The following is a 22,868-nucleotide window of genomic DNA, read 5'->3' as shown; positions in this document are numbered from 1 at the left end:
GCTCAGACCGGCCTGAGAATCAGTGCCGACAGCGGCGGCAGGCGCAGCACCAGCGAATCAGCCATGCCATGCGAGGCTTGCGCTTCCGAAGACAAGGCCTCGCCATTGGCCATGCCTGCGCCGCCATATTTCACGTCGTCGGTGTTCAGCACTTCCCGCCAGCGCATCAGCGCCGCGCCGCCGAACGCAGGCACGCCGATGCGGTACGCTTCGCGGGCCAACGGCGTCATGTTGAGGATGACCAGCAGCGGTGCATCGCCTTCGCGGCCCTGGCGCAGGTAGGCGAAAACGCTGTTGCTGCTGTCATCGCCGATAATCCAGCGGAATCCTTCCGGCACACTGTCCCTGCAATGCAGGGCCGGGTCGCTGGTGTACAAGCGGTTCAGGTCGCGCACCAGCCGCTGGGTGCCGCTATGCGCCGGATCGTCAAGCAGGTTCCAGTCCGGCGAGGCATCGTGATTCCATTCCGTCATCTGGGCGATTTCGCACCCCATGAACAACAGCTTCTTGCCTGGATGGGTCCACATGAAGCCGAAGTAGGCACGCAGGTTGGCAAGGCGTTGAGCCGGATCACTGCCCGGCATCTTGTTGAGAAGGGAGCCCTTGCCGTGCACGACTTCATCATGCGACACCGGCAGCATGAAGCGTTCCGAGAATGCGTAGATCAGGCCGAAGGTCATGTCGTGATGATGGTGCTTGCGATGCACCGGGTCATAGGCCATGTAGCGCAGGGTGTCATGCATCCAGCCCATGTTCCACTTGTAGGAAAAACCAAGTCCCCCGTCTGCCACCGGCGCCGACACGCCAGGCCAGGCCGTAGATTCCTCGGCGATCATCATCGCGCCGGGACAGCGCTGGGCGATGACGCTGTTCATCTCGCGCAGAAATGCCACCGCCTCGAGATTTTCACGGCCGCCGTGGACATTGGGCACCCACTCGCCAGCCTTGCGGCTGTAGTCGCGGTACAGCATCGAGGCGACCGCATCCACCCGAAGGCCGTCGATGTGGTAGCGTTCCAGCCATTCCAGCGCGCTGGCGATCAGGAACCCGCGCACCTCGTTGCGCCCAAGGTTGTAGATCAGCGTGTTCCAGTCCTGATGAAAACCTTCGCGCGGATCCTGGTGCTCATACAGCGCCGTGCCGTCGAAATTTGCCAGGCCATGCGCGTCGCCCGGAAAATGCGCCGGCACCCAGTCAAGAATGACGCCCAGTCCTGCCGCGTGGCAGCGGTCCACGAGCGCGGCGAAGCCCGACGGCGGCCCGAAACGGGCTGTTGGCGCAAACAGGCCAAGCGGCTGGTAGCCCCAGGAACCACCGAACGGATGTTCCATGACCGGCAGGAATTCAACATGCGTGAAGCCCATGCCAACGACATACGGCACCAGCCGGTCACCGAGCTCATGCCAGCTCAGGCTGCGGCTGTTTTCCTCGAGGATGCGCAGCCAGGAACCGGCATGTACTTCATAGACCGAGATGGGCGCAGCGGCATCGTGACGCGCGCCGCGGCTGGCCATCCATTCCTCATCGCTCCAGTGGAATGGCATGTCCGATGGCACAACTGACTTAGTCGATGGCGGCGGTTCCGTGGCCCTTGCCACGGGATCGGCCTTGAGCGTCAGTACTTCGCCGCTGACGCCGACAATTTCGTACTGGTAGCGCATGCCGCTCCGGATGCGCGGCATGAAGATCTCCCAGACGCCTGCCTCGTGACGTCGCCGCATCGGGTGGCGCCTGCCGTCCCACTGGTTGAAGTCGCCCACTACCGACACACGTTGCGCGTTCGGCGCCCATACGGCAAATCGCGTACCGCCGATGCCGTCGATCTGCAATGGATTGGCGCCAAGGCAGCTGCCGATTTGGCGATGCGTGCCCTCGCGCAGCAAGTGAAGGTCGAGGTCTCCCAGCAGTTGACCGAAACGGTAAGGGTCCTCGGCGTATTGCACGTGCTCCATGCCGCCCGTAGCAGGCCAGGTAATGCGCAGGAGATAGTCCTGCTCGGGGTGGATGCCGGCAATACCGCCGACGAACAGGCCTGTCTGGCGGATATTATAAAGGGAGAACAGGAGCGTCCCGGCCGCATCGTTGCCTGCCTCCCGCGCCACAACGTCAACGGCCATGGCGCCTGGCTGGAAGGTGCGCACGATCATCCTGTCGCCCACGCGGTGCGGGCCGAACAAGGCAAACGGATCGGCCAGGCGTCCGGAAACGACAGCTTCAAGCACACTGGAATCGATCTGGTGCAATTCGTCGACAAGCTCACTCATGCGCGTTCTCTCCCTGCGGCATGCTCAGCAATTCATCAACAATTTTTGCCAGGCCGTTCATGGGGACCGGAATCCATGCCGGCCGGTGTGCGGCTTCATAGCAAACTTCATAACCAGCCTTCTCCAGCGAAAACAGTTGCAGAAGTGCCCGCTCGGTTTCCGGCGGCATCTGCAGCGGCCCGGCAAACGCCGCCTCACGGTAAGCTTGCAGGAACGCGTCCTGGCAATTCGGCGCGAAGCTGCGCAAGATTTGCTGCTTGCGCAATTCCGCGGCTTCATCGAGATCGGCCGGGCCATTCCTGCTGGCGAACCCTGCAGCATAGTCAAAGGAACGCAGCAAACCGGCGACATCGCGCAACGGGCTGGACTTGGCGCGGCGCTGCTCCAGGCTCTTGGCCGGCTCACCCTCAAAATCGACGATATACACGTCACCATTCCCGACCAGCACCTGGCCAAGATGAAAATCGCCATGGATGCGCGTACGCAGCGTCCCGACTCCAGCCGCAGCAAGAGCGTCAAGCTTTGCCAGCAACTGTTCGCGCTGCCCGATCAAGTGCGCTGCGCGGCGGACTTCCGCTTCCCCGCTCCAGGCCGTATTGACACGCACTACTTCCAGGGCCGCTTCCACTTGCGCGCGCGCTCCCGCTGCCCAGGCGCGCGTATCCACTTCACTGGCCACTTCCGGCGCAAATGCCGGATTGTCGGCAGGCGCGGCCAAGGCGGCGTGCAATTCACCCAGGCGCTTGCCGAGCATGATGGAAAGCTGGGCCAGGTCCCTCTCCGGGTGCGAGATGCCGGCAGCGGCGTCAGTCGCCATTGCGGCGCCAGAGACGGTTGTCTGCTGCACCCACAGCGCCAGGGTATCCAGCGACCACTGCCAGGCATCGCCCTGGTTATGGATATACTGTTGCAGCATGATCATGGTATGGCGCACGCCTTCCCTGTCGATGCGTGTCACTTCGCCGAGCATGCGAGGTGCGTTGGCATAGCCAAGGGCGGTGAGGTGCCGGCCCATTTCCGCTTCCGGATGCACGCCAGGAAGCAGGCGCCGCAATACCTTGATCACCATCCGGTCCTGGAGGATCAGCGAACTGTTTGTTTGTTCCGCAGAGAGACGGCGCACACTGGCTTCTGCGCCGACTTCGATTTCATCGAGGGCCGGCGTTGGCATGAATTTCACTTCGCCGTCATCAGTCGCGATCGATGTCCGCGAACGCATCGATTCCACCACCGTCTCGGCGAAAACATCGAGCGCAAACGCATCGGTAAGAAAGCCGGTATGGCGGCCACGTCGCACACGCGCAAGCGCGAGCTGATGCGGCAGCGCCGTCGTCACATCTTCTTCGCGGACGTAACCGAGCGGCAGCTGGTAGCGCTCGGTGCCGGCGGATGTCACGGCCTCGATTTCCGTGAGCATTGTCGGCATGGTGTTTGCATATGCCTGCGGAACCGGCAACAGCACGGCGATCGCGATGCGGGCAGAACGCAGTTTTTCCTGCTTGGCGGCATACCAGCGCCGCTTCGGCAGGTAGGCAGTCAGCGCCTCGTTTTCCAGGATCATTCGCCGTGGTGTCTCCAGTATTTCAGCAATCCCCTGGCGCAGGACCAGTGTCGCCAGCTCAGGCAATGGTTCCGGTGCAGGAACGTGCCAGGCAGGCATCCTCGATTCCGACGCAAGCAAGAACCAGTAAAACCCGTAGGGCGGCAGGGTCAGCAGATAAGGCAGCTTGCCGATTGGCGGAAATGCCGAGCCGCCCAGCATTTCCAGTGGCACGCGTCCCGCATGGTGGGAAAGGTCAAGCTCGACCGCCTGTGCCGAGCGCGACACATTCGCCACGCACAGGATCGTTTCCATCAAGTCCCCGTCACCGCCATCCGCAAACTCACGCAGGTACGCCAGGATGCGCCGGTTGGTCGGATACAGTACTGACAGCGATCCGCGGCTGAATGCGTAGTGCTGCTTGCGCACGGTCAGCATGCGGCGCATCCAGTTCAGCTGCGAGTAAGGATCCCCCATCTGGGCTTCCACATTGACGGCGTCATAGCCATACAGCGGATCCATGATCGGTGGCAGGACCAGCTTTGCCGGATCGGATCGTGAAAAGCCGCCGTTGCGATCTGGCGTCCATTGCATCGGCGTGCGCACACCGTCGCGGTCGCCGAGATGGATATTGTCCCCCATGCCGATCTCGTCGCCATAATAAATTACCGGCGTCCCAGGCATCGACAGCATCAGGCTGTTGAGCAATTCAGCTCTTCTACGGTCGCGCTCCAGCAGGGGCAACAAACGCCGGCGGATGCCCAGGTTGATGCGGGCGCGCTTTTCCGCCGCATAATGGTTCCAGAGGTAATCACGCTCCCTGTCGGTCACCATTTCCAGCGTCAGTTCGTCATGGTTGCGCAGGAAGATCGCCCATTGGCAATTCGACGGGATCTCGGGCGTCTGGCGCAGGATATCGACAATCGGAAACCGGTCTTCCTGCGCCAGGGCCATGTACATGCGCGGCATCAGCGGAAAGTGAAAGGCCATGTGACATTCGTCGTTGTCGCCGAAATACGGCAACACATCTTCCGGCCACATATTGGCTTCGGCGAGCAGCATGCGCCCAGGATAGTCGCGGTCCAGTTCAGCGCGGATGCGCTTGAGGATGGCGTGCGTCTCGGGCAGGTTCTCGTTGCTGGTGCCTTCCCGCTCAATCAGGTAGGGCACGGCATCCAGGCGCAATCCATCGACATTCATGTCGAGCCAGAACGCCATGACGGACAGCACGGCTTCCAACACCCTGGGGTTGTCGAAGTTCAGGTCTGGCTGGTGCGAATAGAAACGATGCCAGAAGAATGCATTGGCGACCGGATCCCAGGTCCAGTTCGATTTTTCCGTATCGCAGAAGATGATGCGCGTGTCGCTGTATGCCTGGTCGTTGTCGGACCAGACATAAAAGTCCCGGGCGGCAGATCCGGGCTTGGCCCGCCGCGCGCGCTGGAACCAGGGATGCTGGTCGGACGTATGGTTGATGACCAGTTCGATGATCACGCGCAGGCCGCGCCGGTGCGCCTCCGCAATGAAACGCCGGGCATCCGCCATCGTGCCGTAGTCCGGGTGCACGCCGCGGTAATCCGCAATATCGTAGCCGTCGTCGCGTCTCGGTGACGGATAGAATGGCAACAGCCAGATAGTATTGACGCCAAGGTCCGCAATGTAGTCGAGTTTATTGATGAGCCCGGCAAAGTCGCCGATGCCGTCATTATTCGAATCGAAAAACGATTTGACATGCACCTGGTAAATGACGGCATCCTTGTACCAGAGCGGGTCATCGCTGAACGGCACGCCTTTCGCTGCAGAGGAAGAAGAAGAGGTACGGCGGCTTGATTTTCGGCGTTCCATTATTGGCCTCAGATGCTGCGAACGCGCCAGATGGCATAGGGACAGATGTTGGGATCCAGCCGGAGATGCTGACGGTTCCCCTGCCAGTGCAGGCGACTGCCGCCGACGAGGTCATCGACGCCCAGTACGCCCTCATCCGGCAGTCCGAATTCATGGAATGGCAGCTCCAGCCAAGCTTCGTGGACTGAAAAAGGATCCAGATTGATTGCCACCAATACCACGTTGCTGTCGACATGCACGCTGCCGCCCGGCGGCGCGGATTTAAGGAAAAACAGGATATGCTCCGAGGATGCTGGCAGGAAGCGGATATGCAGGTGGGTCTGCAGCGCCGGATTTTCACGGCGGATATGGTTTAGCTGGGTGATTTCACGAATGATGTTGCCCGGGCGCTGCCAGTCCCAGGCCCGGATCTCGTACTTTTCCGAGTCAAGATATTCTTCCTTGCCCGGTATCGGCGCGGCCTCGCACAATTCGAATCCGCTGTACATGCCCCACAGTCCCGACAGCATGGTCGCCAGCGCCGCCCGGATCAGGAACCCCGGGCGGCCAGATCGCTGCAGGAAATAGGGATTGATATCCGGCGTATTGACAAAAAAATGCGGACGGAAGTATTCCTGCACGGCGGTAGTCGAAAGTTCGGTCATGTAATCGATGAACTCCTGTTTGGTGTGGCGCCAGGTGAAATAGGTATAGGACTGGGAAAATCCGATCTTCGCCAACCGGTACATGACCTTTGGCCGGGTAAACGCCTCGGACAGAAAAATCGTGTCCGGATGACTTGCCCTGATCCCGGCGATCAGCCACTCCCAGAACGGCAGCGTTTTGGTGTGCGGATTATCGACCCGGAAAACACGTACACCCTCCTCCACCCAGAACAGCACCACATCGCGCAGCGCGCTCCACAGTCCGGGAATTGCGCCTTCCGCATAAAAGTCGACGTTGACGATATCCTGATATTTCTTGGGCGGGTTTTCGGCGTAACGCACGGTGCCGTCGGGACGCCAGGCGAACCATTCCGGATGCTCCTGGAGCCAGGGATGATCGGGCGCGCACTGGATCGCAAAGTCGAGCGCCAGCTCGAGTCCGTGGCGCGCGGCCGCATCGCGCAGGTGACGGAAATCGTCCAGCGTACCCAGCTGCGGATGAATGGCGTCATGCCCGCCCTCGCCAGCGCCGATGGCGTACGGGCTGCCGGGCTCCCCCGGGCCTGCTGTCAGGCTGTTGTTGCGGCCCTTGCGGTGGCGCCTGCCGATCGGGTGGATCGGCGGGAAGTAAAGCGTGTCGAATCCCATGGACCGGATGGCCGGCAGGCGCTTTTCCACATCGGCGAACGTGCCGTGGCGTGCCGGATCGCCGCTTTGCGAGCGCGGAAACAGTTCATACCAGCTGGAAAAGCGCGCGGCGGGACGCTCGACCTCAATGCGCATTTCGGGCGTGCTGCGCGCTGCAAATGCCCGTGCATCAGCCTGCTGCATTGCGCTGTTCATGGCGTCAGACAGCAAAATCGCGATTCTCTCGGCGGTGCTTCTCGCCTCGTTCGCCGCGTCCGGGGCCTGCAAGGCGGTGAGTGCATGCGACATTGCCGCCAGGTTTGCGGATGCCGGCGTAATGTTCTGTTCCACGGCATGCCGCAGTGCGGCATCCACCAGCTGATGCCCTTCTTCTAGTTCCACCGACACGTTTAATCCGGCGCCGGTCTTCTTTTCCAGTTCGTCGCGGTAGGTTGAGAACACATCGCGCCACGCCTCGATGAAGAACAGGTATCGGCCGATGCGGGTCAAGGGCAATGAGGCCTGCCAACGGTCGTTTCCGATTAACGACATACGGATTTCGTGCCATGCGCCTTCATCAGCCGCACGCCAGTGGACCGCGACAGCAAGCTTGTCATGCCCGTCGGCGAACACATCGGCCTCGATATCGACGGCGTCACCGATGATCCGCTTGACCGGAAACAGGCCGGCATCGACGCACGGTCCGACGGCCTCGATCGCAATGCGCGGATTGGCGGCAGCGGCCACAGTCGCCTGGCTACCGGTATCGACCGGCAGGAGAATGGGGGCGAGCCTGCGCGCCTTGAACAGCTGGAAGTCGGCAGTAGCGAGTGTCAACGGATAAACGATAGTGTCGTTCGTCGCTTCTTTCGGCCAGATCCTTTCATGCAGGATGTAACCACCCGCACGCTCGATGATGCGGTTTTCCGGCACGGTGCACGTGCTGTGCGCATCGGCATTGGCGACCGCCAGCCATGCCGTGCGTTCTGCATCCGCGGCCGGCAAACTCTCACGCAGCATGACGGCAATGTGCCCGCCGGGGCTGCTGAGAATGCGGATCGGGCTTCCAAAGTATGCGGGGCCGGCGGATGCCATCAGCGCATTGGCATGCGCAAGATCCGCAGAAAGATCGAAAGCCGCATGCTCTCGCAGCTTGTCGCCGCTGGCTCCCCGTTCGCCACCCCAACCGTGCTCGAAACCCATCGGAACCAGGATGCCATTGCCGGTGGCAGCGGCAAGGCCTAATGCGCGCAGATAGAGGCGCTGCCGTACTGCAGCGTCGGCGTTGCCGGCCACCCGCGCAAGCACTGCTTCGTCCGGACTGTCCGGCAAAGCAATTGGCGGAGCAATGCGGCCAAGCCGCTCATGGTCTTCTGCCAGCCAGCGCGAACGGAAATCCCACCATGCGCCGGAAGAAAAAGTCGCATCGAAACCGCAGTCGGCCAAAGCATCGATTTGCTCAGCGGTGCAGCCGGGCGTCCAGGCCAGAAAACACAAGCGGCCATTATCAGCCTTTGCAGCATGGGTGATTTTCTTCCAGAGCATGGGCGGTGTCTGTCCAAGTCCCATGCAGCGAAAGCCGGCGACACCGGCGCTCGCCAAGGCCTGTATTTGCGCGCGCCAGTAATCAGCAATTGCCTCCAGTGTGTCCTGGCGCTCATAGCGCAGCCGGCGCGTCGGACTGCTGCACAGGGCGCGGCGCGGATCCGGCAGACCATCCTCATCGTCGCCGCGCTCAAACCAGTCCGGATGGCGCTCAGCCAGGTAAGCGTCTGAAGCAAGACGGGGAATATCGAGGTCGAGCAGCAATTGCATCTGCCTCTGTGCGCACGCCTCGTTCAGCACATTGATTGCGGCGCAATCCGTTTGCGATGGCGTGAGAATGTAGTTGAATCCCATGTGCGCGCAACGCGCCAGATATTCCTCCAATGCCGGACCGGCGCCGGTCAGCTGCGGGTCCAGATAATAAATCCTGGGCAGAAACGGCATTGGAATTGCCATCTTTGTAAAACCATTTCATTGGAGGTGAATATTCATTCAGCCATGCATTTGCAGACCGTCCCGGCGTGCCTCGTTTAGTAGAGTTATGCTGCCCCGGTTTGTTCGCAAAAAAACATTCAAAAGACACAAACCCGCACGGCACTTGTTGTATAGCAAATCACTTATTGCGGCATTGCCAATCCGAATTGTTATCCGTCGCCAAAAAAAATGCGGTCTTCTTGCTGACTCGACATTGCGAAATTCCAAGCGGACACAGATAGTGATAGTCCGGCTTCCATTCTCTTGGGAAGTGGTTTGTGAATAGCGTGACATGCGCCCGGCGACTGCTCCCTTGCAGCCCGCCGGGCGCAGTATTTTGCGAGACAGATGATGATCATTTATCAGGTATATCCGCGCAGCTTTTGCGACACGAACAACGATGGCATTGGCGACCTTGCCGGGATTGAAAAAAAGCTTCCGTACATCAAGAGCCTGGGAGTCGATGCGATCTGGATCAGTCCTTTTTTCAAATCGCCGATGAAAGATTTTGGCTATGACGTCGCCGACTATCGCGCAGTCGATCCGATCTTCGGCGACATGGCCGATTTCAAGAGCCTGATGAAGAGCGCCAAGGCCCTCGGCCTGGGTGTCATGGTGGACATAGTGATGTCGCACACATCGGAAGAGCACACCTGGTTCAAGCAAAGCCGCGCGCGCGAAAACGACAAGGCGGACTGGTACCTCTGGGCTGATCCCAAGCCAGACGGCAGCCCGCCCAACAACTGGGTTTCGGTCTTCGGGGGGGCGGCCTGGCGTTGGGATGCAGAGAGGCGCCAGTACTATTTCCACTCGTTCCTCTCAAGCCAGCCGGATCTCAACATGCACCATCCCGGCGTGCAGGATGCCGTCCTGGCAGCAATGGAATTCTGGCTGGACCTGGGGGTATCGGGTTTTCGCTTCGATGCCTGCAATCACATTTTTCAGGATCTTCAGCTGCGCAATAACCCGCCGCGCGATGATACGAGCAAGGCACTGCATCCGTATGGCTTCCAGTTGCATGTGTACGATCAGGCGCGCCCAGAAATGGACGCATTTCTCCAGAAAATCCGCACACTGCTCGATGCTTATGGCGCAACCAGCCTGGCGGAAGTCGGCGGGCATGATGCATTGAAGCTGATGGGGCAATACACCCGGCCGGGACGCCTGCATTCCGCCTACAGCTTCGCATTGATGCAACCTGACAGCAGCGCCGCCCATGTGCGCAACGTCATTGCCACGCTCGAAGAAACCATCCGGCTGCCTGGCGTTGCATGCTACGCCATGAGCAACCATGACAAGCCACGGGTGGCAAGCCGGTGGCAGAATGGCCGCGATCGTGAACAGACCGCCAGAGAAATGCTGGCCTTGCTGTTTGCCATGCGCGGCGATATCTGCCTCTACCAGGGTGAAGAGTTGGGCTTGCCGCAAGCCGATGTGCCCTTTGAAAAAATTCAGGATCCCTTCGGCATTTCCTTTTGGCCCAAATTCAAGGGGCGCGATGGCTGCCGTACGCCCATGCCTTGGACAAATGACGTGCACGGGGGCTTCAGCGCCACCGAACCCTGGCTGCCGGCCGATCCTGTCCATACGGACATGAACGTGGCAAGCCAGGAAGCCGATCCCGGATCGACGCTGCGCTTTGCCCGTGAAGTCATTGCCCTGCGCAAGGCACGGCCGGAATTAAACCAGGGCCGTCTAGTCCTGCGCGATGCCCCGGACGGCATTCTGGCGTTTTCACGGGAACATGAAGGCAGCCGGATCGAATGCCTGTTCAATATGGATACCGAACCCAGGCGCATGCATGATGTCAATTATTCTGAAATCCTGCTGGCACAAAACACGATCCTGAAGAGCGGCACGGTGGAATTGGGAGCCAGCGGCTTTTGCCTGTTGCTAGGCTGAGTTGTTCGCGCCCGGTCCCCTATTCAGCGCAGCACTTCGAGAATACGGTTGGCAAGAACGACCAGGCTATGTGCCTGCACCACCATGGCATTTTCCGTCACTGCATGGGGCGTGCCTTCATCTGTGGCGCTATCGAGCAAAAAATACCAGGTATGCTCACCCGCCGGAAATTTGAAACTGATGGGGTCGTGGCCGGCATTCACCAGCATCAGGACGATATCGAGTTCGCCCGTGTGCGTGACATTGGCGCGTTGCACCGCGAGCGCCCTGGCTTCAGGGTTATGCCAGGCGTCGTCTGCAAGCGGCATGCCTTGCTCGTCAAACCAGGCAAGCTCGGGTACGCCCTGCTGCAGTTCATCGCCATGCAGGAAACGGGTAGACTGCAGCGACTCGAATCCGCGGCGAATGTCCCGGAGCCGTTCCAGCAGCCGCACCAATGATTTGCCTTGCGTGCCTTGCGCGGCTTCCCAGTCCACCCATGAAATGTCGTTATCCTGGCAGTAGGCATTGTTGTTGCCGCGCTGGGAGCGGCCGAATTCATCGCCGGCCAGCAGCATCGGCGTTCCCTGGGCCAGCATTACCGTGGCAAGCATCGCGCGGCGCACCCGGTGGCGTGTCTCCAGGGTTGCATGGTCGCCGGTCGCACCTTCGACGCCCCAATTTGCGCTGTAATTTTCGCTGTGCCCGTCGTTATTGTTTTCGCCATTGGCTTCATTATGCTTTTGCCCATAGCTGACGACATCCTCGAGGGTGAAGCCATCGTGCGAGGCGACGTAATTGACTGAGGCCCAGGGCTTGCGGTGACGCCGGTTGAAGAGGTCGGCGGATCCACTCAGCCGCGCCGCGAAATTGCCACGCTGGCCGGAATCACCACGCCAGAACTGGCGAATGCCGTCGCGAAACTGGTCATTCCATTCGGCGAACCCCGGTGGATGGTTGCCGAGCTGGTAGCCGCCCGGACCGATATCCCATGGCTCGAATATCAGCTTGAGCCGCGACAGCAGCGGATCCTGCAGCAAGGCATCGAAAAATCCCGAGCCGGGATCGAAGCCGGTGCCCTCGCGCCCGAGGGTGGCGCCCAGGTCGAAGCGAAAGCCATCGATATGGAACGACTCCGCCCAGTAGCGCAACGAATCCATCACCAGCTGCAGCACGCGCGGATGCGACAGGTTCAAGGTGTTGCCGCAGCCGGTTTCATTGATGTAGTAACGCTCGTCGCCCGGCACCAGGCGAAAGTAGCTGGCATTGTCGAGCCCGCGAAAGCATACCGTCGGACCCAGCTCGTTGCCGCTGCTTGTATGGTTGTAGACGACATCCAGGATGACTTCGATGCCGGCGGCATGCAGCCGCCGCACTGCCATGCGCATGTCCCTGAGGCCGCCCCCGGACAGGTAGCCCGGCTCGGGCGCGAAAAATGACAGCGGGCTATAGCCCCAGTAATTGCGCAAGCCTTTTTCAAGCAGGTAGCGGTCTTGCATGAAGGCATTGACCGGCATGAGTTCAAGGGTTGTCACCCCAATTTTCTGCAAATGCTCGATGAAACGCGGATTGGCCAACGCAATGAAGGTGCCGCGCAAGTCGGAACGCACATCGTTGCGCAGGATCGATATGCCGCGCACGTGGGCTTCATAGATGACGGTCCTTGACCAGGGCACGCAGGGCCTGCGGTCCTCGCCCCAGTTAAAGGCTTCTTCCGCGACGATCGACTTGGGCATGGACGGCGCGCTGTCGCGGCGATCGAAGCTGAGGTCGGCGCGGGCCGAGCCGATCCTGTAGCCGAACAGGGCATCGGACCAGCGCAATGGCCCGGACAGCTGGCGCGCGTAGGGATCGAGCAACAGTTTGTGCGGGTTGAAGCGATGTCCCCGGTGCGGCTCATACGGCCCATGCGCGCGAAAGCCATATAACAGACCGGGCGCCGCTTCCGGCAAATATCCATTCCACACTTCGTTAGTGCAATCAGGCAACGGTAGACGTGCAAGCTCCTTGCGTCCTGCAGGATCGAATATGCATAGATCGATTTGGCTGGCATTGGCCGAAAATACGGCAAAATTGACGCCCTGGCCGTCATGGCTCGCGCCTAAGGGAAAAGGTTGGCCTGGCAACAGCCGGTCCGGAATTTCAAAGAACATGCGCGCAGCCCTCTCGATGGCAAGACGGGCTCCTGATGCGCCTGGCAATGCTGCTGCACCTGCGAGCGCGCATCCCGGAACCGCCAGGAATGCCGCTACAATAATTCGCCCATGCCAACGATCAGGTGGGAAATATCAATAATGTGTTTAAGGGTTCCTTCGCCGTTGCTGCAACGCTTGTACAAGGCTGGCAGGGGAAACTTCCCCATTACTTGAGCATCAGCACGTTGACACTTTATACTGTGGGTCTTTTCCACCGCTATTTTCGCACCAGAAAAACATTGTCATGAGCTCCCTCCCCCCGTGCCCCAAATGCCATTCCGAATTCACCTATGAAGATGGCAGCCAGTACATCTGCCCCGAATGCGCCCATGAATGGTCTGCGACGGCCGGCGCCGAGGCAGCGGAAGAAGGCGGCAGGGTCTACCGGGATGCCACCGGCGCCATCCTGCAGGACGGCGACACCGTTACCGTGATCAAGGACCTGAAGCTCAAGGGTTCCGGCGGCACGATCAAGCAAGGCACCAAGGTAAAGAATATCCGCCTGGTCGACAGCGACCATGACATCGATTGCAAGATCGATGGCTTTGGCGCCATGAGCCTGAAAACGGAGTTCGTCAAAAAGGTCTGATCCCCATGCCGAAGGCGCTGCCCTTCCCCATCCGCACCGAATGCCCGCCCGGCGCCTGCACGTGCGAGCGGGAGCGCCTGCTGGAAGACCCGCAGGGGGATTTGCGCATCATGCGCCTGACCAGGGAAGAAGAGAAGCGCCTGGTTGCGCGCCTGGAAAACATCGCCAGCTACGATGACCTGAAGCACATGCAGGAGCGCCTGCAATCCAACCTGGGCATTGTTGTCACGATCGGTCCGGCAACAGAAGAGGTCCGGACGATTCGCGGCGGTATCGGCATCCGCCTGGCGGAGCAGCCGGGACTGTGCCGCAAGACACGTCAAGCGATACCAGCGGCCATTCGGCGCTGCCTGGAGAGCAAACCCGAGATTGCCTATGCGATTCTGGATGCGCATGACCTTTTTGGCGGCAACAGCTAATTTGCACGCGGCAAGGAGCAAGCGCACTTCCGGCAGGACGCCGGACTGCTCAAAAGCCCGTCAGGCAATCGGGCTGGCTGTGCGCGAGTCCGGGCGAGCAATGGTTCAGATCCGGGACGCTATTGCTCGAGTCTGCCGCTGCAACGATGGGTACAGGCGGAATTTTTTGGGCCAGCAGTACCGCCACTTCGGGCCATTCCGCCCTGACGATGCTGAATACGACGGAATCGCGAATGCGGCCGTCGCGCATCACCATGTGGTTGCGCAGGATACCCTCCTCCCTTGCGCCGATGCGGGCAATCGCAGCGCGCGATTTGTCATTCAGGACATCGGTCAGCAATTCGACACGGTTCAGGCCCCAGCATTCAAATGCGTGTTTCAGCATCAGGTACTTGGCTTCCGTGTTGATGTGCGAGCGTTGCCAGGACTGGCCTAAAAAGGTAAAGCCGATTTCCGCGCGCTGATGGCCGAAGTCGATGCAGCGAAAGCGCGTGCTGCCGGCGACCTTTCCGGACGCCTTGTCGATAATCGCAAACGCAAGTTCGCGGCCATCGCAAAATGCCGCTTCTGCCTGTTCGACAAACGCCGCCAGGTCCTGCGGGTGCGGCACGAAGGTGACGGGAATTTCCCAGAGCCGGCCATCCTCGATGGCATTGGCCAGGCCCTCCAGATGTTCCTGGCCCAAGGGCTCCAGTGTCACCCGTGCGCCGTCGAGCCTGGCTTTTTCCAGCGTCCTGGTTGGCGTCCTGTTCATAATTGCGCCGTGGTCCGGATCACGGTCACGCGGGTGATGAGGAACTCGCCCTCCACCACGCTGCGGTGCGGCACGCCGACGACGTTGAATCCCGGCCCGCCGTCATCCAGCCAGCGCTGCGCCAGCGCATCGAATTCCGGCGCCTTCAGGCGCAACATCTGCGCAGTAATGACAAACTGTGCGCCAGCCTTCTGTTTTTTTACGAATTCATCGATCGTCGCCATGAGGAATTTACTCTTGTGAGTTGGGATGTGCAGTCAGTAGTCGGTCGTAATCGTCAGGTGGTAAGGCGTCGCCCCGCAGGCATGGCGGTTCTGCCACAGCACATTGACCATGGCATGTTCGGACACGCCCAGGTGTTGCGCCATTGCCTGCGCCCCCAGCACGGTGGCCGCGCGAATCGCGCGCTCTTCGGCGCTGTTGCGCAGGATCAGCGTGTGGCGGTCGATCTTCTCCGCCAGATCACTCGCAAAGCGCAACACCTTGATGGAACGCATCACCCGCGGCATCTGGTAACTGGCCGCCACCGTGATGTCGCAATCAACTTCGCCGCCCTGTTCGACCAGGTAGCCGGCAAACCACATGACGGCAAGTTGCGCGCGCATGAGATACGGGTCCTGTCCATACGCCATCGGGAAGCGTTTTGCCAGGCGCTCGGCATCATCCGACGTCAGGCAACCGCGCCCGGCGGCGGCGATCAGTTCGGCGGCAGCCTGTTCCAGGTGGTCCCCGTCCAGTACTTCCCGCAAAAACTGGCCGCGGCGGCGCGGCATCGGAATGGCGCCCAGCGCCTGGATGACCGCCTGTTCTTCGCCGGATCCCAGGCATGCGCGCAGGCGCACCGGCGTGGCTTCATCGCCCCATGCCTGGTCGAGCGCCGCCTGCAAGCCGTGCGCCCCGCCTGCGTCGCCCCAGTGATAACGTTCCACGCCCTCTGGCGTCGGGGTCCAGAACATGAAGTTCAGGCTGTTCAGCACGATGCTGTAGGCCGCAGCGCCAGCGGCCGTTTGCCCGGCCGGCTTGCCAAACAGGCCAACCGTCATGTGGCTGAAACGGTCGGCACGGGCAGGCAGCCGGGCGATGGCTTCGGCATCGATGGCAACGAGTTCAGGCTGATAATCGAGGTGCGCCTGGGCGATCAGGCGCGCTTTTGCAGTGGACAAATGATTCATGCGGGCTCCAAGTACCCGTATTATGCCGCCGGACAGGCGTATTCTGGCAATTTCCTGGTGCTTCGGACAAATAATCGCTGGGGAAAGCAGCGCGCGAAATTTCCCATCTTGATGTAATCTTTCGCCCCATGAACATAAACAGCGATTTCAACCAGCGCGTCGTACAAAGCGCGCAACAGGCCGTCTGGACGGCTTCTCCCCAGCCCGGCGTCGACCGGCGCATGCTCGACCGTATCGGCGACGAAACGGCGCGGGCCACGAGCATCGTGCGGTACGCCGCAGGCGCGGGCTATGCACAGCATGCGCATGACGGCGGCGAAGAAATTTTCGTGCTGCAGGGGGTGTTTTCGGACGAGCATGGCGACTATCCGGCCGGCACGTACCTGCGCAATCCGCCCGGCACCAGCCACACGCCCTTCTCGCGAGACGGGTGCATGCTCTTCGTGAAACTGCGGCAATTTGCGCCGGATGACACGCAGGCGGTGCGCATCGACACCACCAAAGCTGCGTGGTATCCGGCGTCGGCGCCAGGCGTGTCGGTCTTGCCGCTGCACGATCACGCCGGTGTCAATACCGCGCTGGTGCGCTGGGCGCCAAATACGCGCATTCCTGCGCATACCCATCTGGGCGGCGAGGAAATCCTGGTGCTGGCAGGCGCCTTCAAGGATGGCAATGGCACATATGGATCCGGCACATGGTTGCGCAGCCCGCATGGCAGCCGCCACACGCCGCGTACCGGCCCGGAAGGTGCCATCATGTATATAAAGGTTGGCGGGATCAGCGCGCGCTAGAACGTGATGTGGACGGAGGGTGCGCTACGCTTCGCTTCGCCATGGTAAACGGCTTCGATGTTATTGCCATCGGGATCGAGGGCAAAAGTTGCGTAGTAGCCCGGATGGTAGGCGCGCTCGCCGGGTGCGCCGTTATCCTTGCCGCCGTTGGCCAGCGCCGCTTTGTAAAACGCGTCCACCATGGCCCGGCTTTGCGCCTGGAAGGCCAGGTGATATCGCCCGGTCAAGGCGCCTTGCGCCGCTTTGCTGTCGGGCGTCGAGACGAACAACTCGTCCGCCCAAAAAAATCCATCGCCTTCGCCACCCATGGGAATATTCAAAGCCTCGAAGACACTGGCGTAAAACGTCCGGGCAGCAGAAAGGTCCCGGACGACCAGCTGGATGTGATCGATCAGTCGTCCGCGGTGAAGTTCTTGCGTTTCCATGCCGCACTCCTTTTTAAAACCGGAATGGATATAGTAGCCTGGCGTCCCCAAGAAGCTTTAACAGCGCGCAACAGCTGCCCGGTTCCGGTGTCAATCGCTTATTTTTGTGCAACCGCCGCAGCGGGAGCAGCTTGGGGTGCAGAATTGGCGAAATTATCTGCGGTTGAAGCGGAAGCGACGGGCTGCGCACTCGCAGGTTGCCCGGCGACCGGCAGTGCCTGAGTAATGGTTTGCTCCATGATGACACTTATTAATGTCGGATAATCGTATGCAGCGCCGGAGCCAGCATCAACGGCGGCGCCGATAAGGCCGCCAAAAATGATATTGCCAAATGCCATAGGCTTAGTGCTGCTTTTTACCGTGGCCAAACCAGGCTTCATCCCCTCTTTTTCGCATTTCACGCTTAGGTCGTCATAAGCCCGATTAATGGTTACAGTGCCAGGAGTACTTACATAAAAAGTGCCTTTCGGATTAACCATGGAACAGTTGGCGCCAACAACTTGTTGCCCGTTATGGCGGGTTTCTACTGAGACGACTTGGCTTGTACCGTTCACAATTGAAGCGCAACCGACCAAAAACGAGGAAGCGGTAAGCATAGTAATTGTTGCAAAGGTACGAGTTTTCATTGTTTTCCTTATATACGGCAAAAAGGCGTGCCGTTTCGCCGTAATAAAATCTATCGCCGCGTTAAAAGTCACGAGACATTCGCCGTGAAGCTGCGCCGCAGGAACAACATAATTTAATCGAGCTTGACGGTTTTCAGGCAGCCAGGATACTGCTTGAGCATGTCGCGTTTAACTGTAGTGGTCGCCGGCCCCATCAGCCATAGCTCCGATCCCTCAAACTTCCATTTTGGATCGGTCATTTTGCCTTCATAAATTCCAGGAATTCCAGCATAGCGTTGTTTGAATTGCTCTTTTAATTCGTTTTGCTGAGCAGTAGTCATGCCTTGAGGATAGCTGCGTATGATTGTATTCACCCGCAAGGCTTGGGTAGACGGGTCGGACCCTGGCTCGACATTTACAGATACCCTCGTCTCATAGCCGCTTTCTGATTTGAATTTACCGCTTAAATTCAGATCAATACGGTCACAAAATCCGTTAACCTTACTCAGTTTTGCGATGCCATGGTTGTCAAAGGTTTTTTGTGACAGATAAGGCACCGCTCCAGCTAATGCGCCGTGTGCACTTGGTGCAACTTTGGCTTTCCATTCTTGTATCAGATTGTCAGAAACCTTCATCGTCGATAAAGGCTTTCCAATTATTAGAGTCTTGGACGGCTCCCATTTGATGTTGCTTAACGACGCAATTTCATCGCCAATACAAATTTCGCCAAGACATGGCATGCCGTTTTTGATTCCTTCATTTGCGAACGCAACGGTAATCACATTCATCAGCATGGCGACAAATATTAGCTTTTTCATTTTTATCCTTTCAAGTGAAGCTATCCAACCCAGATTTATTAAATGGCACGCCGCAGCGGATAATCTTTCACGGCCGTGGAAATTTGGCAGTGTAGCAATGAATTATTATTTTTACAACAAACTGGATTGCACATGCCTCTTCAAAATTTGATCATGGCTGACAACATCTACAGGAACAGGTCTGGGTCGAAAAAGCCTCATAACATCTAGGTAAAGGACTTTGCCCCACGCAAGAAAATGGATCACCCTGTACCCGGCTGCCGCTACAGCATCCTCGTCGGATTACAACACCGGCGCGAAGCGGCGAGCTCTATGTTGCTTGTCTGGGTTGAGTGACGAGTTGAATTTTGCGATTGTCATACGTCCTCTCCAAATTTCAGCAGATTGCCGTGCGGATCAATAACGTAAAGCTCCTTCATTCCCCAGGAGCGAACTATAGGCGGCTTAACATCAACGCCTTTCTCTGCAAACTCTTCAAATAGCTGCTGAGTGTCTGAAACACGGATATAACACGACGTCTGTTCGGCAACGCTTCGGTCAGAGCAAGACCAAAAATGAATCTCAGCGCCATCCCGGGCAACAATCGCGTAATCGTTATACTGACTGAGCAACGTAAAACCCATACGGTCCGTATAAAAAGCGATGGACTCTGACAAATTCAAAGACGCCAGCACCGGGATAGTGCTTCCAATCTGTGCTCTCATAAAATTTAACTGGTACTTTTATATGGGCAGATCTGCCGGCATGCACGGCAGACGTTCGGTATGCAATTTTGTTTGATGTTCTGTAAGGTGCGCCACATGCGCTTTTACGACGATACGGCATACAAACACGGTGATGAATAAACGTGAAATATGGCAGCCCTTCCCTCTCTTACTCTAACGCATTCTTCCAAGCTGCCAGGCGGAGTCGAGCCTTGCCTGTATGGCAATAATTATAACTAACGGACCTTGCGAGCTTATGTTTATTAAGCAAGATAATATCTCTGCTGATTAGACGTGCGCCATCCCATGAATATGGGAAAAACGACGCCATGACAGCCGGTATCTTTTGAAGAACGGACTTATCTACGCAAAATCCCGGCTTTGCGTAGATAACGCCCCCAGCCACGCCGACAGATCCACCAACCGCTTCGCCACCAGGTGCCGCACTTCATTTTCGCATTGCCACACGCCATATACCCCCAGCAATGAAGCCCCCAGCACCTCCCTGCGCTGCCTTTCCACAAGGTCCGGCCAGAGAATGACATTGACGGTGCCGGTCTCATCTTCCAGCGTCATGAACATGACCCCATTGGCGGTTTGCGGGCGCTGGCGCAAGGTCACGATGCCGCAGGCGCGCGCCGCCTGGCGATTGGCAAAGGTATTCAGCACCTCGGCCGGCAGGAAGCGCTTTTTGTAAAGCATGGGGCGCAGCAAGGCCAGCGGATGACGTCCCAGAGTCAGGCCCAGCGTGCGGTAATCGGCGACGATGTCCGCAGCTTCCGGGGGCGCCTGCAGCTCCATGCCTGCACTCCCCGGCTCCTGGGGCGGTGCCTGCCGCAACAGGCCCTTGTCAGGCGCGGCGACCACGGCTTGCCAGAGCGCCTGGCGGCGATGCCCGGCCAGTTCGCGCAAGGCATTGGCTGCCGCCAGCGCCTGCATCTCTGCGCGGCTCAATTCCGCCCGCAGCGCCAGGTCGGCGGCATCGGCAAAGGGCCGGATGGCACGTGCCTCCTCGATGCGCCAGCCAGCCTCGCACGACAAGCCCTGCACCAGGTTCAGGCCGAGGCGTACCGCAACCGGCCCGGCCAAGGCGTCTTCCGCCATCGGCTCCAGTGCGGCTTCCCATCCGCTCACCATCACATCCACGGCAAGCACCGCGACGCCATGGCGCTGCGCATCCTGCACCAGTTGCGAGGGCGAGTAAAACCCCATCGGCTGGCTGTTCAGCAAGGCGGCGAGGAATGCTGCCGGTTCATGGCATTTCAGCCAGGCGCTGGCATAGGCGAGCAAGGCGAAGCTGGCCGAGTGGCTTTCCGGGAATCCGTATTCGGCAAAGCCCTGCACCTGGCGGAAAATCGCCTCGGCAAATGCCTCCGTATAGCCGCGCTCGTGCATGCCGCGCACCAGCTTGTCATGGAAAACCGAAAGGTCGCCCTTGCGCCGCCAGGCCGCCATGGCGCGACGCAGCTGGTCTGCTTCGCCGGGCGTAAAGCCGCCGGCCAGCATGGCAACCTGCATCACCTGCTCCTGAAAAATCGGCACGCCCAGCGTGCGCGAGAGTGCCTGCTCGACTTCCGGGCCAGGATAGCTGACCGCCTCCAGTCCCTGGCGGCGGCGCAGGTAGGGATGCACCATGTCGCCCTGGATGGGCCCGGGGCGCACGATCGCCACCTCGATCACGAGGTCGTAAAAGGTACGGGGCTTGAGGCGCGGCAGCATGCTCATCTGCGCCCGGCTCTCGATCTGGAATACGCCTACCGTATCGGCGCGGCAGATCATGCGATACGTTTCCCGGTCTTCGGCGGGAATGTCCTGCAGCTCGAAGGATTCGCCGCGCCGCGCCGCGACCATCGCCAATGCACGGCGGATCATGGAAAGCATGCCAAGCGCGAGGATATCGACCTTCATCAGCCCCAGCGCATCGAGATCATCCTTGTCCCATTGCACCACGCTCCTGTCCGCCATGGCGGCATTCTCGATCGGCACCAGGCGCGACAATTTGCCCCGCGAAATGACGAAGCCGCCAGGATGCTGCGACAGGTGGCGCGGAAAACCCAGCAGCTTTTCCGCCAGGGTGCTCCAGTGATGCGCAATGGCCGAGTGCGGGTCGATGCCAGATTCCGCCAGGCGCTTGACCAGGTCCTTGCGGCTGTCCCACCAGCGATGCGCGCGCGCGGCCTGGTCTACCAGCGCCGCATCGACGCCGAGCGCCTTGCCGACTTCGCGCAGCACGCTGCGCGGGCGATAGCTGATGACCACCCCGGTGAGTGCCGCGCGCAGGCGGCCATACTTGTTGTAGATGTACTGGATGACTTCTTCGCGGCGCTGGTGCTCGAAATCCACATCGATGTCGGGCGGCTCGTTGCGCTCCTTGGAAATGAAACGCTCGAACAGCAGGTTGCCGCGCACCGGGTCCACTTCCGTGATGCCCAGGCAATAGCACACGGCCGAGTTGGCAGCCGACCCCCTGCCCTGGCACAGGATCTGGCGGCTGCGCGCGAAACGCACGATGTCATACACGGTCAGGAAGTACGCTTCATAGGCCATCTCGGCAATCAGCGCCAGCTCGTGCTCGATCTGCTGCTGTACCGTTGCCGGAATCCCTGCGGGAAAGCGCCAGCGCGCGCCGGTCCAGGTCTGGCGGCGCAGGTAGGTGGCGGGTGTTTCTCCCGGCGGCACCACTTCTTCCGGGTATTCGTAGCGCAATTCATCCAGCGAAAAGATGCAGCGGCGGGCCAGCGCGACGCTTTGCGCCAGCGCCCCCGGCGGATAGATATTGGCCAGGCGCAGGCGCGCGCGCAGGTGCTGCTCGGCGTTCGGCGCCAGCGCATAGCCGCACTCGGCGACCGGCTTGCCGATGCGGATGGCCGTCAGCGTATCCTGCAGGGGCTTGCGGGAACGTACATGCATGATGACGTCGCCGGTGGCCACCAGCCCAAGGCCGCAGCCGTGCGCCGCCGCTTCGACTGCCTGGCGGTGGCGGGCGTCGCGTGCGCCATGCAGCAGCGTCAGGGCAATCCAGGCGCGTCCCGGAAAAGTCTCTTTCACCCAGGCCGCCTGGGCGGCGATGCGTTCGGCAGCACTGCCGTGCTCGGGCGCGAGCAACACCAGGCAATCGGGCAATCCGCGCAGGTGCGCCAGCGGCGGCGCGGGAACACTGAAATCCTCCGTCGTCAGCAGGTAGCTGCCCTTGGCAACGCGGGTGCGCGCCAGCGTGATCAGCTCGCACAGGTTGCCGTAGCCTTCGCGGTTTTGCGCCAGCACGGTCAGCCTGCAAGCCGGACTGCCGTCGGCATGGTGGACAGTGAACTGGCTGCCGATGACCAGGTGCAATCCCAGCCTTTTGGCTTCCGCATGGGCGCGCACCACGCCGGCCAGCGAACATTCGTCGGTAATCGCCAGCGCCGTATACCCCAGGGTGGCGGCGCGCGCCACCAGTTCGTCCGGGTGCGAGGCGCCGCGCAAAAAGCTGAAATTGGAAGCGCACTGCAGTTCGGCATAATCCGGCAGCGCTGGCGGCATGGGCGATGCCGGCGCTTGGGGGACGATGGGCGGCATCACCATGGCTGTGCTCGA

Annotated in this window: 16 protein-coding genes; 4 read left to right on the top strand and 12 right to left on the bottom strand. The window is 60.0% G+C overall.

From position 1 onward, the window contains the following. Positions 1-2: 2 nt before the first annotated feature. From glgB to EKL02_RS10055, 3 genes are read right to left on the bottom strand one after another with little or no spacing between them, the layout of a single operon-like run. Positions 3-2,264, bottom strand: a complete 2,262-nt coding sequence (glgB, locus tag EKL02_RS10065) for a 1,4-alpha-glucan branching protein GlgB (RefSeq protein WP_128901921.1) — start codon at positions 2,262-2,264, stop codon at positions 3-5. Then, a complete protein-coding gene (gene treS / locus EKL02_RS10060) occupies positions 2,257-5,649 on the bottom strand; it encodes a maltose alpha-D-glucosyltransferase (protein WP_128901920.1) in 3,393 nt (1,130 codons plus the stop codon). The genes glgB and treS overlap by 8 nt, the downstream gene beginning before the upstream one ends. 8 nt (positions 5,650-5,657) lie before the next feature. After that, positions 5,658-8,909 carry a maltotransferase domain-containing protein gene (locus tag EKL02_RS10055; RefSeq protein WP_241687678.1) on the bottom strand — a complete coding sequence of 1,084 codons (3,252 nt, stop codon included), beginning with the start codon at positions 8,907-8,909 and terminating at the stop codon, positions 5,658-5,660. Positions 8,910-9,287: 378 nt separating this feature from the next. Here EKL02_RS10055 and EKL02_RS10050 point away from each other — a divergent pair, with 378 nt between their 5' ends. Beyond that, positions 9,288-10,841 (top strand): alpha-amylase family glycosyl hydrolase, encoded by a 1,554-nt coding sequence (locus EKL02_RS10050; protein ID WP_241687677.1) that lies wholly within the window; start codon positions 9,288-9,290, stop codon positions 10,839-10,841. Positions 10,842-10,864: 23 nt separating this feature from the next. Here EKL02_RS10050 and glgX read toward each other — a convergent pair whose 3' ends face one another. After that, positions 10,865-12,973, bottom strand: a complete 2,109-nt coding sequence (glgX, locus tag EKL02_RS10045; protein WP_128901918.1) for a glycogen debranching protein GlgX — start codon at positions 12,971-12,973, stop codon at positions 10,865-10,867. Positions 12,974-13,259: 286 nt separating this feature from the next. On the opposite strand from glgX, the gene EKL02_RS10040 reads away from it, so the two are divergent. Further along, positions 13,260-13,604 carry a zinc ribbon domain-containing protein YjdM gene (locus EKL02_RS10040; RefSeq protein ID WP_128901917.1) on the top strand — a complete coding sequence of 115 codons (345 nt, stop codon included), beginning with the start codon at positions 13,260-13,262 and terminating at the stop codon, positions 13,602-13,604. Between the two features lie 5 nt (positions 13,605-13,609). Further along, the gene (locus EKL02_RS10035; protein WP_128901916.1) at positions 13,610-14,023 is read left to right on the top strand and encodes a hypothetical protein; all 414 of its coding nucleotides are present in this window, start codon (positions 13,610-13,612) and stop codon (positions 14,021-14,023) included. Between the two features lie 49 nt (positions 14,024-14,072). On the opposite strand, the gene EKL02_RS10030 is transcribed toward EKL02_RS10035, so the two are convergent. The 3 genes from EKL02_RS10030 to EKL02_RS10020 are packed head-to-tail and all read right to left on the bottom strand — an operon-like array spanning position 14,073 to position 15,949. Next, complete coding sequence (locus tag EKL02_RS10030; RefSeq protein ID WP_128901915.1) at positions 14,073-14,777, bottom strand: GNAT family protein; 705 nt, start codon at positions 14,775-14,777, stop codon at positions 14,073-14,075. After that, the gene (locus EKL02_RS10025; RefSeq protein WP_128901914.1) at positions 14,774-15,001 is read right to left on the bottom strand and encodes a hypothetical protein; all 228 of its coding nucleotides are present in this window, start codon (positions 14,999-15,001) and stop codon (positions 14,774-14,776) included. Before EKL02_RS10025 ends, EKL02_RS10030 begins: the two co-directional genes overlap by 4 nt. Positions 15,002-15,034: 33 nt before the next feature. After that, positions 15,035-15,949 carry a queuosine salvage family protein gene (locus EKL02_RS10020; protein ID WP_128901913.1) on the bottom strand — a complete coding sequence of 305 codons (915 nt, stop codon included), beginning with the start codon at positions 15,947-15,949 and terminating at the stop codon, positions 15,035-15,037. Between the two features lie 128 nt (positions 15,950-16,077). Here EKL02_RS10020 and EKL02_RS10015 point away from each other — a divergent pair, with 128 nt between their 5' ends. After that, positions 16,078-16,740 (top strand): cupin domain-containing protein, encoded by a 663-nt coding sequence (locus tag EKL02_RS10015; protein WP_128901912.1) that lies wholly within the window; start codon positions 16,078-16,080, stop codon positions 16,738-16,740. Here EKL02_RS10015 and EKL02_RS10010 read toward each other — a convergent pair. From EKL02_RS10010 to EKL02_RS09990, 5 genes are all read right to left on the bottom strand, one after another. Then, positions 16,737-17,165, bottom strand: a complete 429-nt coding sequence (locus EKL02_RS10010; RefSeq protein WP_128901911.1) for a VOC family protein — start codon at positions 17,163-17,165, stop codon at positions 16,737-16,739. The genes EKL02_RS10015 and EKL02_RS10010 overlap by 4 nt on opposite strands. Positions 17,166-17,263: 98 nt before the next feature. Continuing rightward, positions 17,264-17,791: a hypothetical protein gene (locus tag EKL02_RS10005; protein WP_206732374.1), complete on the bottom strand. Its 528-nt coding sequence runs from the start codon at positions 17,789-17,791 to the stop codon at positions 17,264-17,266. A gap of 113 nt (positions 17,792-17,904) precedes the next feature. Next, positions 17,905-18,588, bottom strand: a complete 684-nt coding sequence (locus tag EKL02_RS10000; protein WP_128901910.1) for a hypothetical protein — start codon at positions 18,586-18,588, stop codon at positions 17,905-17,907. 356 nt (positions 18,589-18,944) lie between these two features. Continuing rightward, positions 18,945-19,292 carry a VOC family protein gene (locus tag EKL02_RS09995; RefSeq protein WP_128901909.1) on the bottom strand — a complete coding sequence of 116 codons (348 nt, stop codon included), beginning with the start codon at positions 19,290-19,292 and terminating at the stop codon, positions 18,945-18,947. Positions 19,293-19,655: 363 nt separating this feature from the next. Further along, a complete protein-coding gene (locus tag EKL02_RS09990) occupies positions 19,656-22,850 on the bottom strand; it encodes an error-prone DNA polymerase (protein WP_277750586.1) in 3,195 nt (1,064 codons plus the stop codon). Positions 22,851-22,868: the final 18 nt, after the last annotated feature.

It is taken from the genome of Janthinobacterium sp. 17J80-10 (genome assembly GCF_004114795.1).
Taxonomy (GTDB): Bacteria; Pseudomonadota; Gammaproteobacteria; order Burkholderiales; family Burkholderiaceae_D; genus Paucimonas.
This window is presented reverse-complemented; position numbering and strand designations above follow the sequence as displayed.